Consider the following 14,534-nt stretch of genomic DNA (forward strand, 5'->3'; position numbering starts at 1 on the left):
GGATAATTACCGTCATTCCTTGTTTATGATGTGATATGCTGCCGTCATACCTTGGTATACGGCCTTTGCCACTTGAAAAGGAGCGCCGGTACAGTCTCCGGCCGCATAAAATCCCGGAATGTCTGTCTGCATGTTTTTATCAACTGTTATTATACCGTTTTCTGCATAAAGTCCGAGCTTTCGCGCGAAAGCGTCGCTGCCGGCTGTGCCGAGAGCGATAAACATACCTGAAAATTCATCTGTGGCCCCATCAACAAATTCGACACCGTTGAACATGTCGTCTTTTTCCAAAACGCGGGCGATCTTTTTTATTTCCGTCTTAATGTTTGATATATTCGAAAGATCAAAAGTATCATATTCCTGTCCATTGGTAAGAATGACGACTTCTTTGCAAATATTTGAAAGATAACGCGCTTCATGAAGCGCAAATTCGCCGTTTCCAAGTACACATACGCGTTTCTCGCGGAAGAAGAATCCGTCGCAGACCGCGCATCTGCTGACACCTTTTCCTTCAAGATCTGCCAGCCCGGGTATTTTTACGCTTTTCTTTTCAACACCGACAGCAAACACGATATTGGTAGAAATATATTCGTTTTTATCTGTTGTCGTGGTAAAAACACCGTCTCCTGGTGTTATGTCTGTTGCTTCTTCGGTTCTGATTTCAATTCCGAGCGAAGTCGCAAGCTTAATGCCGGATTCAAAAAGCTCGACGCCGGAGCCATAGAATCCGTAATAATTTTCAATAAGCTTTGATTTTAAAAGCGAACCGGAATGTTTTCCGATGACTGTCACATTTTTACCGGCTCTCTTCAGGTATACGGCTGCTGAAATGCCGGCGGGACCGTTTCCTATTATTAATGCGTCTAAAATATTACTCATTTCTATTCCATTTCTTTTGAAAAATTGCTATAATATATTATAGCTTTAAAATATATGAATGTCAATTAAAACAAGGAAAAAGAATATGTCGATATGATACAATCAACTATGGGAAAATATAACGCGATAGGTGAAAATGTTGAAAAGCAACTGAAGAGAAGATTTGAAAATTTACCCGTGGGAATACTTATAACCGATTCGAATCAATTTATTATATATAAAAATCAAATGGCGAGAAAGCTTGTACCGAATCAAAGAATCGGATCAAGATTCAGAGAAAAAGATGAGTTAGATCCAACTAAGGATCTTTTTGGTTTATATAATATCGACGGTATAAGTTTGTTTTGCTGCGCAAGAAATTTTAAATATCTTGGTGAAGGCTGTCGTATTGTCTCCTTCATGTCTGATATGTTCGTTGATGACAGAGATTTTAAAATGTTTGCTGAGTATGCCGAAGAAGAAGCGGAAGCGTTTTTAACAAATTATACCAATATTAAAGGGACATGTGATTTTTCATTACTTCGAGCATATATAAATAAATCAAGCGATAATCTTGACAGAGTTATTGATTGTAAAAGAATTATAAAAGCTTTTTACCGAGATATAATTACGGTTCATCCAGATATCGTTTTTCCATGTCTTTTATCTGAAGTAAAGAATTGTTTTTTGTCAATTACTGAAAGCACTGTAAAACAATATAAAATTAATCTTAAAATTAAAAATGATCCGGGCATTATTCTAATGGTTAATTTTAAAGATTTATTATATATAATGATTAATATATTTAATTATTGCTTGATTTACAGTATTGAAAACGAAATTGAGCTCGGCTTTATCCCCGATTTTGGTTATGAAAAAATAAAATTTTCTTTTACAGACAAAAACGGAGTGTTCAGAATGTTCAAAACGCTTTATTATAACAATCAAAGCAAAAACAAACTAAACATGGCGTGCTTTTCTTTTTTGCCCCTTATGATCGCGAATGCTGTATGCGCAAAATATGGACATGAAATTGAATTTACTGCGGAAGACGGATTAGCTTCAGTTATTGTCAGAGTACCTATAACAAATAAGATGCCGGAGCTAAGAGTTCGCTCCGGCGATGAAATAAGTAATTTTACAGAAGAAAGCGGAAACGCGCCGATAAAAGATGTGCTTTTGAATGCGTTGAAGAAAATGCTGGATGAAGAGGATTATCGGCAATAACCTGTTTCCATGTCTATAATGTTTTTAAGCGGTAAATCCGAATCGAATCTGAAAGCATTGTCAATACATATTGAAACGATATTATCATATGTTTGTCTCAGATGATAGAAACCGGAAACATGCGGTGTTATTATCGCGTTTTCAAGCTTCCATAAACGATGGTCAGAAGGAAGCGGTTCGGGTGACGTTACATCAAGCGCGGCGCCGTAAAGCAAGCCGGATTCGAGAGCGTCACACAAGGCATCGGTATCTATTGCGTTGCCTCTTCCGACATTTATCAGTACTGCGCCGGGTTTCATTGAAAATATTCTTGCTCTGTTCATTATAAACTCTGTTTCAGGCGTGTTAGGCAAAGCCATTGCAACGATATCGCACTTCGGAATCACTTCGTCGAGCATTTCAGATAGGTATAGCTCGTCAACATAATCAGGCTTTTCTGAAGCGCGTCGTTTTATACCTATAATATAACATCCGAGAGCTTTCATGCGCTTTGCAAAGGCTTTGCCGATATCGCCCAAACCGAGTATGCATACCGCAGAGCCTTCAATTGATTTAACCTCTCCTCTGTCAAGCCATAATGATTTATTTTGATTGTCACGGTAAAGATTCAGCTTTTTATAAAGAGAAAATACGCATCCGACCATATGCTCGGAAATAGCATGACCGAAAGCGCCGGTGACATTGGTAAGGATAATATTTCGTGGGAAAATAATTGATTTTGTATATCGGTCTACTCCTGCCCAGCTGACCTGTACCCATTTCAGCCTTTTTGACGCCGCGCAAAACTCCGCCGGCGGGTTTCCGATTATTCCGTCAGCATTTATTACCTGCTCTACAGAAACGGATTCATCGGATGAAAACTCCACTACAGAATTTTTAAGCCCGTCGGTTAGACGGGCTTTGGTAGTGTCTTCAAAAGGCAGAAGCACGAGAAGCTTCTTTTTTGCAGACATAACGGTGTCAATCCTCTGAATCACTGTCTGATTCGTCCTCGGAATCAACTACGCCGTTTTTAATGTTTTCATAACAGGCGGAGCATACTGTTTTTCCCATATAATTCATCAGATTCTTCGTAGAATCGCAGAAAATGCAGCTGTCGGCATATTTGCGAAGAATTATCTGATTGTTATCAGAAAAAATTTCAACTTTATCCTGAATGTTGATACCGAGGCGTCTTCTGATATCGCAGGGAATGACTATTCTTCCGAGGTCATCAATTCCTCTGACACTGCCTCTTGTTTTTTTAAGTTTTGACATAAATTACCTCCAATATTTGTGCTAAGTTTATCATAATTCGATTTAAAAGTCAATGAGAAAACAAAAATTTAATATATATGACAAAATTCGACAATATATTTAAATATTAATCGTAAATGTCACATTTTTATTTGGGTATTCACACGCCCGGATCTTTTTTTAATGACATGTGATGATAAATGGAAAAGCATAAGGGTAATCGCTAAACCGAACAGGACATCGGAAGCATAGTGCGCTCCGTTATATACTCTGCTAATGGCAATTATGAGGATCCAGATAATAAGTAAAATACGTACAAACAATCTGTTTCTGGGTTTATCACAGAAAATATATAATGAATATACGCAGGCCGCATTTGCAACATGGCCGGAAGGGAAAGAAGTATTGGTATCCCAAAGGGTAGGGAACGCCGATATTAATCCGTTGGGAAGATAAAACGGGGTAAAATCAGAATTATCTTTCATTAGATTACGGAATCTGATCCGTCCCCAAAAAATTTTCATTATAAAAACCACCAACAGAGTCAGCACACAGGTTAAAGCGACAATCCGGCAGTTATCAATGAATTTACTATATGACGGAGTGACTGTAAACTCGCCGATATGCTTATTGCCGATCTGTAAACCGAATTTATGCCGCATAAAAAGACTGGTTGTATAATAAAAAACAGATTCAAGTAAAATTGAAAGTAAAAATGTAACGGTTTTATTCATACCATACCCATATGCGTATTTATGCATTGTATCAAATACATATACAAAAGCGCCTATCGATATTATTATATAAAAAGCACAAAAAATAAAGATTAACACTTTTCTTTTAATCGAAAGTAAATTCGTGTTTGCTTGATTTATCTTTTTATTCCTGTTTGATTTAACAAGATAGATTTTGTCGATCAGAAGCACATTAAGAGAGAATACAGCTATAAAAATTGCGGGTGTTTCTCCGAATATTTCAAATGTATTCCATATAACAGAATTCGGATTATATACAGCTAATGAAATTTGCAGATCATATTTAGAAAATATAAATGCCAATATTAAAAATGCTAAAAATGCGAGTATATAAACAATACGCGATATTGTTTTTACCGTACGTGAATTATCGGTCGACATCGACATTAAGCTTCCTTTCAAGCTGACGCTGAATAATTGGTTTGCCTGCCTCATTTGAATTACAAGCAGCAATAACTGTTAATGAAAAATATTCCATATACAGGGTTTTTTGTCATTAAGCGTATCACCGTTTTAATAAGAATGAGGCAGGCTGTAATTATTATGCCTTTATGGTTTTTGATTTAAGCTTTTTTTCTTTGTATATCATTGCCCATATAGGCGACGCAAGGAAGGAGCTTGAATAGAATCCCGCGATCAGACCGATTATAAGGGGAAGAGCAAAATTCTTAATTGAGGTCACTCCGAGGATGTAAATCATCGTAATGGTAAGAAGAGTGGTTACGGTTGTGTTTACCATTCTGGCGAATGTTCTGTTAGAGCTTAAATTTACATTTTCGGCAGGAGCCAATGTTGAGCTAAGTTTCTTATTCTCACGGATACGGTCAAAAACTATAATTGTATTATTAATCGAATATCCGAGAATGGTAAGAATCGCGGCAACAAGATTGGAGTTGACTGGAATTTGGAAAATGGAGTATAACGTAAGCATGATGAATACATCATGAAATAGGCAGATAATTGCAGACGCGCCTGTGTATAAATCAAATCTGATCCATATATATAAGAGCATGAGCGCTATGGCAATTATCGTAGCCAAGAAAAGACTTCGTGTGATATCCTTTGTCATTGAAGCTCCGACATTTGATACCTGATAATCGGTAAAGTCTTCGCCAAGCTCGAATTTATCAATCAGCTTTGCAACGATGCTTTCACGTTTGGCAGAGTCAACCTCAAGAGTTTTAATGAGAACGCTTTTACCGTCGCGTCCGGCAAGTTGAATTGAAGACGGCTCAAATCCTGCAGTATCTTTAATTATTGCTTTAATATCGGCTTTGACGCCGTCCGTTATCTTTCTGGACAAATTAATGGTAAATGATGTGCCTCCGATGAAATCCGCATCCAGATTGAAACCGGAAATGATCATGGATACGATACCTATCAGGATAAAAACTGTGCTGATAAGCAAGAATAATTTTCTTTTTCCAAAGAAGTCTAAGTTCATATTTCTAACAAATTTCATTTATATACCTCCTTCGGATTAAGCGACATAATACTTTGTATCGGACAATTTGGAATGAACAAAGGCGTTGAGTATGAAACGGGTAATAGATACCGCCGTGAGGAAGGAGACAAGAACGCCTATAAACAGCGTTATGGCAAATCCCTTAATAAATCCGGATCCGAAAATCCACAATACGACGGCAGCTATGATTGTTGTGATATTACTGTCCAGGATAGCGGTAAATGCGCGTGAAAAGCCTGTTTTGATTGCCGCAGACATACTCTTCCCGAAGCCGACTTCTTCATTGATACGTTCATAAATGACGACGTTGGCGTCGACCGCCATACCTATCGAAAGAACGATACCCGCAATGCCGGGAAGTGAAAGGTTAATGCGGAACATGACAATAAGTATGCCGACAATGCATGTATAAATGACAAGCGAGAGAGATGATACGACGCCAAGCAGTCTATAAACGAGTATCATGAATATTATGACCAGAACAAGGCCGATTCCCGCCGCGAGAAGGCTGGATTCAAGTGCGTTTTCGCCAAGCTGCGGGCCGATGGATTCGAGCTGTATATCCTTTAGCGCGAAGGGAAGTGCACCGGCGGATATTACACCCGCAAGCCATTTTACTTCGTCTGCGGTAAAGTTGGCGTTGTCTATACGAAGTGTGCCTGTTGTGAGCTTTTCGCTGACAGTCGGCTTTGAAATTTCATCTTCGTCAAGATAAATGCCGATATAATTACTGCCGCTGGCATAATCTTTCACTATATCGGTCGCATCAGAAAATTTCTTTATTGCGGCGTCTCCGGCAAGCTCAAAAAACACTGCATATTGATTTGTTTCCTTATCAACACCGGCCTGAGCGCGCGATATATCGGAACCGACGAGTATAACGTTTCCTTTATAATCGCGGAATTCAAGCTTTGCGGTGGAGCCGAGCTTTTGAACCGCTTTTTCCGGATCGGTTATTTCCGGTATTTCTATCTGTACTTTATTTTCGCCTACACGGGTGACTGTGGCTTCGGTATAGCCGAGATTTGTAAGGCGGTTGCGCATCATGACAACAACGCCTTCCATGTTGTTGTTCAGTTCATCCGCGGAGAGAGTTAAACCTTCTGTCTGGGCTTCATATACAATAAGAGAACCTCCGGAAAGGTCAAGGCCTTTATTAATCGCATTTTTATCAAATAAACCCGGAAGATTAAAATACGGAATTCCGCAGACAAAAACAGATATGAGTGTTGCCACTAAGACAAAAGTAAATATTAGTTTTGACTTATTTAACAGCATTATAAAATTTCCTTTCATTATTATAATAGATTCACGGCAGGCGGGCCGGATCTATTCATTCTTAACCTCAACCAAAAACGGAAGAGGATTTATGGCGGAGAAAATTTCAGCGGCCTTCAGCCGGCATTCGGTTATTGAAAAATCGCCGGTCACCATTATTTCACTTGTTATTATAGTGGAAGTCACCATGGGATTTAAAACAAGATCCTTGCCGCACCATACGGAAAGAATTTTCTTTTCCTCATCCTTTTCCGAGGATATTTCTCTGGTAAGATCTTTAAATTTTTCAGATCCGTTTTCTGTAAAAACGAGCTTGACATAACAGCCGTTTTCGCTTTTTCCACCGGAATTTTCTGTGTCAAAATCGATTGAACAATCTTTAAAATCTTCGGATGTCATTACGATATCTCCGTCGCTGTTTTTTATACAAAGCGTGTCGGAGTAAACAAGAATATTAATTTCGTCCTGAGTAAGCGTTCTTCCTTTTATGCTTATTTCCACGGCGCTGCCGCTTGCTTCCGATATGTCGATCTGACTGTCGTCGATATAAAGACGGTTCAATCTCGATTCGAGTGAAGCCCTGAGTGAGTCAAAATCGTATTGATCATCTTTGACTGAAAGCATAAGCGAAGTGCTCTGATGTCCGCATGATAAAGCGGAGCAACACAGCAAAACCGACAACATTAAATAAATTAGTTGGATAAAACGCTTTAACATATCAAACCTTGAGTTCGGTTTTTATTTCGCCGGATTTTATATCCGAGAGAATTTCAGGATATTTTGATATTGCCGGGTTTACGTCTGAGGATATAAACTCCTCAACTTGTTCGACAGAGCGACCGATATAAAGCGTGGGATCCAGCAGTGAATCAAGCTCAGATCTGTCAAGACCAAATGCGGTATCGGCGGCAATACGGTCAATAAGATCGTTTTGTATACCTTCTTCTTTAACTTTATATCCCGCTGCCATTGAATGCTCACGCAGACGTTCATGAAGTTGCTGACGGTCACCGCCATGTTTTACCGCGCGCATCAATATATTTTCAACAGCCATAAACGGGAGTTCGTTTGCGACGCGCTGGGCTATGACTTTTTTATATACGACAATGCCGGATGTGATGTTTTCATAGATATCAAGGATCGCATCCGCCGCAAGGAATGCCTCCGGAACCGATATGCGTTTGTTTGCGGAATCGTCAAGAGTGCGTTCGAACCATTGCTGTGAAGAGGTAATCGCCGCGTTTTGAACGTCGCATATTATATAACGCGCGAGAGAACATATTCTTTCGCTTCTCATAGGATTGCGCTTATATGGCATCGCGGATGAACCGATCTGATTCTTTTCAAATGGCTCCTCCATTTCCTTGAAGGATTGAAGGATTCGCATGTCGCAGGCGAATTTATGCGCGCTCTGCGCGATTGACGACAAAACAGAAAGGACAGAGAAGTCGATCTTTCTTGAATATGTTTGTCCTGAAACAGAGATCACCTTGTCAAATCCCATTTCTTTTGCGATAAGCTCCTCAAGGCGTTTGACTTTTTCTGTGTCTCCGTTGAAAATTTCCATGAAGCTTGCCTGTGTGCCGGTCGCACCCTTGTTCCCGAGAAGCGTAAGGCCGTTAATACGGTATTCGACATCCTTTAAGTCATATAAAAGCTCATTAAGCCATAATGTCGCTCTTTTCCCGACAGTGGTGAGCTGTGCGGGCTGGAGATGCGTGTACGCAAGACAGGGAAGCGATTTGTATTCGTCAGCAAATAACGAAAGATTGTAAATAACCGATATGAGCTTATTTCTTATCAACGTCAGAGCGGATTTCATAACGATTATATCGGTATTGTCGTCAACATAACAGCTTGTCGCGCCATAATGGATTATTTTTTCTGCTTTAGGGCAGAGCTTTCCATATGCGTAAATATGAGCCATGACGTCATGACGGACTTCTTTTTCGCGTCTTTCAGCGACGTCATAATTTATATCATCCAGATGCGCGGAAAGCTCGTCGATCTGCTCATTCGTAATATTTACGCCGAGCTCCTTTTCGGATTTAGCCAAGGCAAGCCAAAGCCTTCTGAACGTACGGAATTTGAAGTCCTGAGAAAAAATATGAAGCATTTCAGGGCTTGAATAACGAGTCGAAAATGGACTTTCGTAAATATCAGTTCTGGTCATATGACACCGTTTTCATTTATTTATTTATTTGAGAGCAGCTTTTCACAGGCCGCTATTTTTGAACATACGCAAAGAACCTCAAGAGCTGTTTCAAGCTCATTTAAAGTAACATTTGTCGGGGCTATGCGTATATTGCTGTCCGCGGGATCTTTTCCGTATGGGAAGGTCGCGCCGACATTGGTCAATATCACACCCGCGTCTTTTGCAAGCGACCATGTGCGTTTTGCCGTTCCGGGCATAAGATCAAGGCTTATGAAATATCCGCCGTTCGGTTTGGTCCATGACGCGATTCCGGTACCGCTTAGACGGGCGGAAAGTATATCGTCAACAAGCTTGAATTTGGGACGTAAAATATTGGCATGCAGACGCATATGATCATATATGTTTTTTGTGTTTTTAAAATATCTGACGTGTCTAAGCTGATTTATTTTATCATATCCTATCGTTCTTATGGAAAGGCGGGAAGAAACCAGCTTTATATTTGCTTTGGACATTGCGGCAAATGCGATTCCTGCTCCGGCGAATGTTATTTTTGACGTAGAAGTGAACATAAATAATTCGTCTTCCTTGCCGCGTACTTTGAGCTCGTCAAAAAGATTCAATAGATGGTCGCTTTCGGCGTTAAGGTCATGTATAACATAAGAATTATCCCAGAATATTCTAAAGTCCTTTGCTTTCGGAGACATTTCGGCAAATCTTCTGACTACATTGTCGGAAAAGGTGACTCCGGTAGGATTGGAATATTTCGGAACACACCAAATACCTTTAATGGACTCGTCGTTTTCACATAATGAGCAAACCTCGTCCATATCGGGACCGTCGCTATTCATTTTTACAGTCAGCATTTCTATGCCCAACATTTCGCATATTGCAAAATGCCTGTCATATCCGGGAGCTGGACAAATAAATTTAATCCTTTTGCTTTGCGCGGTCCAGGGTGTGCTTTCAGAATATCCGTAAAGCATCCCGTCAGCTACGAGATCGTACATCAAATTAAGCGAGGAATTGCCGGCGGCGATGATTTCATCCTTTTCAGCTCCGATTATCGGCGCGAAAATATCTTTTATTTCGTCTATTCCTGTGAGACCGCCATAATTTCTTACATCAAGAGAAGAAGCGGCAAAATCAGAATCGGGACCGATGACTGAAAGCATGTCGCGGGTCAGGTCAAGCTGTTCCGCGCACGGACGTCCGCGCGACATGTTAAGCTTAAGCTTTTGTGAAACATAACCGTCATATACAGCTTTTGATTCAGACATAACCGATTCAAGAGCCTGGCGGGACATTGAAGAATAAATTAAACTCATATGTTTTCCTCATATATTATTAAATACAGACATTAATGTGGTAAATTAAAACTCTGCGTTCCCGACTGTGCGCGGATATGCGCATACATCGCGGATATTTGAAATTCCAGTTAGATACATCACAAGGCGTTCGAATCCGAGCCCATAACCGGAATGGGTGACTGAGCCATATTTGCGCAGATCAAGATACCACCAGTAATCTTCTTTTTTCATGCCAAGCTCGTCCATGCGTTCTGTAAGTAGGTCATACCTTTCTTCACGCTGGCTGCCTCCGATAAGCTCTCCTATTCCGGGAACGAGCATATCCATTGCGGCGACAGTCTTGCCGTCCGGATTCTGACGCATATAAAAAGCTTTTATGTCCTTTGGATAATCAGTGACAAAAACAGGACGGCCGAAAATCTTTTCAGTGAGATAACGTTCATGCTCAGTTTGAAGATCGATTCCCCATGAAACCGGATAATCAAATTTATTGCCGCTTTCAATTAGAAGCTTTATTGCTTCGGTATAAGTGATGTGACCGAAATCGCTGTCTTTAAGCTTGTTGAGTCGTTCGATAAGACTTGTATCAACAAAAGAATTGAAAAATTCAATATCCTGAGAACAAGTTTCGAAAACATAATTGACAACATATTTGATCATTTCCTCTGCGTTTTTCATATTGTCGTCGAGATCTGCGAATGCCATTTCCGGTTCCATCATCCAGAATTCCGCTGCGTGACGCTGAGTATTGGAGTTTTCAGCGCGGAAAGTCGGACCGAAGGTATATATATTTGAATAGGCCATTGCGTATGTTTCTCCGTTAAGCTGACCGGAAACTGTGAGGTTGGCCGAACGTTTGAAAAAATCTTTGGAATAATCCACTCCACCTTTTTCGTCAAGCGGTATGTTTTTAAGATCCAAAGTCGTCACTCTGAACATTTCGCCCGCGCCTTCGCAGTCACTTGCGGTAATTATCGGAGTGTTGACGTAAACAAATCCGTTTTCCTGGAAAAATTTATGGATTGCAAAAGCCGCCGCGGAGCGAACTCTGAAAACGGCGTTGAATAGATTGCTTCTCGGACGAAGATGAGCTATTTCACGCATGAATTCGAGTGTGTGACGCTTTTTTTGAAGCGGATATTCGGGAGATGATATACCTTCAATCTTTATTTCGGAAGCATTCAGCTCAAACGGCTGCTTAGCTTCGGGAGTTATGACGACTGCGCCTGTAATAACGAGAGAAGCGCCGATGTTCTGCTTGGCAATATCGACATAATTTTGCACTTTACCGGTTTCGAATACTATTTGAAGATTTTTAAAACAGCTTCCGTCGTTGAGCTCGATAAAGCCGAACTGATTGCTGGCCCGTATGGTTCTTATCCATCCCGCTACGGTTATATTTTTACCGGAAAATTCTTCCGGAGCGGCATAAAGACTTTTTATTCTTGTTCTCGGTGTAAACATAATGTCCTCTTCATGAGTTATTTATTTTCACTGTAATTTGCTTTTCTGATTTCACCACGCATAATTTTTGCGCTCGTGGTTTTCGGGAGCTCTTTGACAAATTCGATTATACGGGGATATTTATATGGAGCCGTGACCTTTTTAACATGCTCCTGAAGTTCTTTTTTCAGCTCCTCGCTCGGGAGATAATTTTTTGTAAGAACCACTGTTGCTTTGACCACCTGACCTCTGATCGGATCAGGGGCGGCGGTGACCGCGCATTCAAGAACACCAGGATGCGTAGCCAGAGCGCTTTCTACTTCGAACGGACCAATACGGTATCCGGAGCATTTTATTATATCGTCGTTTCTTCCTTCAAACCAAAGATATCCGTCGGAATCGCGCCATGCCATATCGCCGGTATTATATCCGCCGTTTTTAAATGAATGAGCCATTGCGTCAGGAGAGCGGTAATATTCGTGGAAAAGTCCTGTCGGATGGTATTTATCGACATTTTTGACAACGATAGAGCCGACGATGCCGTCTTCACAGGGATTTCCTTCTTCATCGAGAATATCGATATCATAAAGCGGGCTCGGTTTTCCCATTGAGCCGGGTTTTACAGGAAACCATTCGTAATTCGCAATTATAACGCTCGTCTCACTTTGACCGAAGCCTTCTGTCACATAAAGGCCAGTGAGATCGTGAAACTTGTAATATACCTCGGGAGAGAGCGGTTCTCCGGCGATAGAGCAATGCTTTATTGATGAAAAATCACATGAAGAAAGGTCTTCTTTTATAAGAAAACGATAAATTGTCGGGGGAGCGCAGAAGGTAGTGAGCCGAAGCTTGTCAATTGTTTTAAGCAAATGCTCCGCATTAAATTTATCATTGTCATATGCGACGATGACGGCTCCGCAAATCCATTGTCCATAGATTTTGCCCCATGCGAATTTTGCCCATCCGGAGTCACAGACGGTAAGATGAAGTCCGCTGTCCTCAACATGCTGCCAGTAATGAGCGGTGACAATATGTCCGAGAGGATACTCAAAATCATGCAGAATCATTTTTGGCATTCCGGTAGTACCGCTTGAAAAATATATCAACATGGGATCAGAATTTTTTGTTTCTATTCTTTCAAGAGTTTCGGAGGCACCGGATATTTCTTTTCTGAAATCCATGAATCCGTCCGGAATATTGTCGCCGACCACACATATGTTTTCAAGAGTATGGCAATTCGGAATCGAGGTTTTTACATGTGATATTATTTCGTCATCGTCGACGCAGACTATCATTTTTATATCTGCGCTTTCGCATCTGTATACGATGTCTTTGGGCGTAAGCTGAAAGGTGGCGGGAATCACGACGGCGCCGATTTTATGAAGCGCAATAAAAGAAATCCAGACTTCTATGCGCTGTTTTAAAATGAGCATTACCTTGTCTCCGCTTTTTATTCCCATTGAAAGAAAAACGTTTGCTGCTTTGTTTGACAATCTGGATATGTCCGAAAAAGTCAACCTTTCTTCACGGTCGTGATCGTCGACCCAAATAAGGGCGAGCTTATCGGGAAACACCCTGGCCCACTCGTCAACGACGTCATATGCAAAGTTGAATTTTTCCGGTATTTCGAGTCTGTAATTCATCTTGAAATCTTCATAAGAATTAAAATCTATGCGGGGTAAATATTTTTTTAATAGATAGTCCTTGCTTTCCATTACTTAAAAACTGTGTCCTTTCGGTTATTCGTTAATAACGGTTAAAAAAGAAGCTTCGGCAGACATTGCGCGTTGACCGTGAAGCACGGAGGGATCAAAGTAAATACTGTCTCCTTCATCGAGAAAAAACTCTTTGTCCTTAATTGTGACGGCTATCTTTCCGGAAATTATATAATTGAATTCCTGTCCGCCGTGGCGGACAAGCTTTGCCGGCATATCGTCGGATTTAATGGTTACAATCATCGGATCCATCTGCCTGCCGATATAATTAATCGCAAGCGACGAGAATGAATAACCGGGATATCGTTCGATTTTAACCCCGTGTCCTTTTCTGACAATTGTATAATCTGTCATTCTCGCGCCGTCTCCGATTAGAAACAGCGTTGAATCAATCTGCATAAGAGAAGCCGTTTTATATATAATTCCTATCGGAATATCTGTTTCTGCATTTTCATATTCCAAATAAAGTTCTTCGGAGATACCGAGATTATCGGCGACATAAACCGAAGTCATATTTAAAATTTCACGCATTTCCTTAATGCGTGCGGCGATCTGTTTTATCTGGGGGTTTACACTACTTTGCGACATCACAAAATACCTGAATTTCATTTTAAGTTAAAACAAAAAATGAAAAATTCCTTTCCTCGGGGGTTATAAATTGCATAAAATATATTATAAATGATTTGCAGCCATTTTGCAAGAGTCTTACATCAAAATGTCATTTTTAATGTGACTTTTGTATAAAAGGAAGATGCAAAACACATTAATTAGTGAATTGCTATCATATAAGAATTGTTCCATAAAGAGAAAGCCCATATACCAGTGTCTATTATCCTCTTTAAGCGGTAATTATTGTAATTGCCAAGTTAGTAATATTTGAATGATGATAAATAGCATATTTTTAAAAATTGACAAATTGTTATGATACAATAGATAGGTGACATGATATATGACAAAGAAGTAGAAAAACGAACTCAAATATAGTATGATGTTAATAACAACAAAAACACATACAAGAAGAGGACGTTTTTCTATGAACAGTATAACATCAGAAGCACACTTTCGTCAACGGGTAGTGAAATATTCTTACAAAAA

General features: G+C 40.2%; 13 protein-coding genes. 1 reads left to right on the forward strand and 12 read right to left on the reverse strand.

The annotated features are described in order from the left end of the window. Positions 1-12: 12 nt before the first annotated feature. Complete coding sequence (locus VB118_00610) at positions 13-879, reverse strand: NAD(P)/FAD-dependent oxidoreductase (GenBank protein ID MEA4831100.1); 867 nt, start codon at positions 877-879, stop codon at positions 13-15. A 93-nt stretch (positions 880-972) separates the two neighbouring features. Between VB118_00610 and VB118_00615 the strand changes: the two genes are divergently transcribed. Continuing rightward, entirely contained in the window at positions 973-2,085 is a 1,113-nt protein-coding gene (locus VB118_00615; GenBank protein ID MEA4831101.1) for a hypothetical protein, read from the forward strand. Here VB118_00615 and VB118_00620 read toward each other — a convergent pair. From VB118_00620 to VB118_00670, 11 genes are all read right to left on the reverse strand, one after another. After that, positions 2,073-3,038 carry a D-2-hydroxyacid dehydrogenase gene (locus VB118_00620; GenBank protein MEA4831102.1) on the reverse strand — a complete coding sequence of 322 codons (966 nt, stop codon included), beginning with the start codon at positions 3,036-3,038 and terminating at the stop codon, positions 2,073-2,075. The two genes, VB118_00615 and VB118_00620, sit on opposite strands and share 13 nt — an antisense overlap. 7 nt (positions 3,039-3,045) lie before the next feature. Then, positions 3,046-3,342: an AbrB/MazE/SpoVT family DNA-binding domain-containing protein gene (locus VB118_00625; protein ID MEA4831103.1), complete on the reverse strand. Its 297-nt coding sequence runs from the start codon at positions 3,340-3,342 to the stop codon at positions 3,046-3,048. Positions 3,343-3,461: 119 nt separating this feature from the next. Then, the gene (locus VB118_00630; protein MEA4831104.1) at positions 3,462-4,463 is read right to left on the reverse strand and encodes a phosphatase PAP2 family protein; all 1,002 of its coding nucleotides are present in this window, start codon (positions 4,461-4,463) and stop codon (positions 3,462-3,464) included. Positions 4,464-4,617: 154 nt separating this feature from the next. Continuing rightward, positions 4,618-5,538, reverse strand: coding sequence for a protein translocase subunit SecF (secF, locus tag VB118_00635; protein MEA4831105.1), 921 nt, complete (start codon positions 5,536-5,538; stop codon positions 4,618-4,620). A gap of 18 nt (positions 5,539-5,556) precedes the next feature. After that, a complete protein-coding gene (gene secD, locus VB118_00640) occupies positions 5,557-6,819 on the reverse strand; it encodes a protein translocase subunit SecD (GenBank protein MEA4831106.1) in 1,263 nt (420 codons plus the stop codon). 51 nt (positions 6,820-6,870) lie between these two features. Next, positions 6,871-7,443, reverse strand: a complete 573-nt coding sequence (locus tag VB118_00645; protein ID MEA4831107.1) for a hypothetical protein — start codon at positions 7,441-7,443, stop codon at positions 6,871-6,873. Between the two features lie 94 nt (positions 7,444-7,537). Next, the gene (gene purB, locus VB118_00650) at positions 7,538-8,992 is read right to left on the reverse strand and encodes an adenylosuccinate lyase (protein ID MEA4831108.1); all 1,455 of its coding nucleotides are present in this window, start codon (positions 8,990-8,992) and stop codon (positions 7,538-7,540) included. 20 nt (positions 8,993-9,012) lie between these two features. Further along, a complete protein-coding gene (locus VB118_00655; protein MEA4831109.1) occupies positions 9,013-10,299 on the reverse strand; it encodes an aminotransferase class I/II-fold pyridoxal phosphate-dependent enzyme in 1,287 nt (428 codons plus the stop codon). Positions 10,300-10,344: 45 nt separating this feature from the next. Next, the gene (gene asnS, locus VB118_00660) at positions 10,345-11,745 is read right to left on the reverse strand and encodes an asparagine--tRNA ligase (GenBank protein MEA4831110.1); all 1,401 of its coding nucleotides are present in this window, start codon (positions 11,743-11,745) and stop codon (positions 10,345-10,347) included. A 17-nt stretch (positions 11,746-11,762) separates the two neighbouring features. After that, positions 11,763-13,367: an AMP-binding protein gene (locus VB118_00665; GenBank protein MEA4831111.1), complete on the reverse strand. Its 1,605-nt coding sequence runs from the start codon at positions 13,365-13,367 to the stop codon at positions 11,763-11,765. 96 nt (positions 13,368-13,463) lie between these two features. Beyond that, the gene (locus tag VB118_00670; protein ID MEA4831112.1) at positions 13,464-14,027 is read right to left on the reverse strand and encodes an XRE family transcriptional regulator; all 564 of its coding nucleotides are present in this window, start codon (positions 14,025-14,027) and stop codon (positions 13,464-13,466) included. Positions 14,028-14,534: the final 507 nt, after the last annotated feature.

The sequence above is a fragment of the Oscillospiraceae bacterium genome, assembly GCA_034925865.1.
Lineage (GTDB): Bacteria > Bacillota > Clostridia > Oscillospirales > SIG627 > SIG704.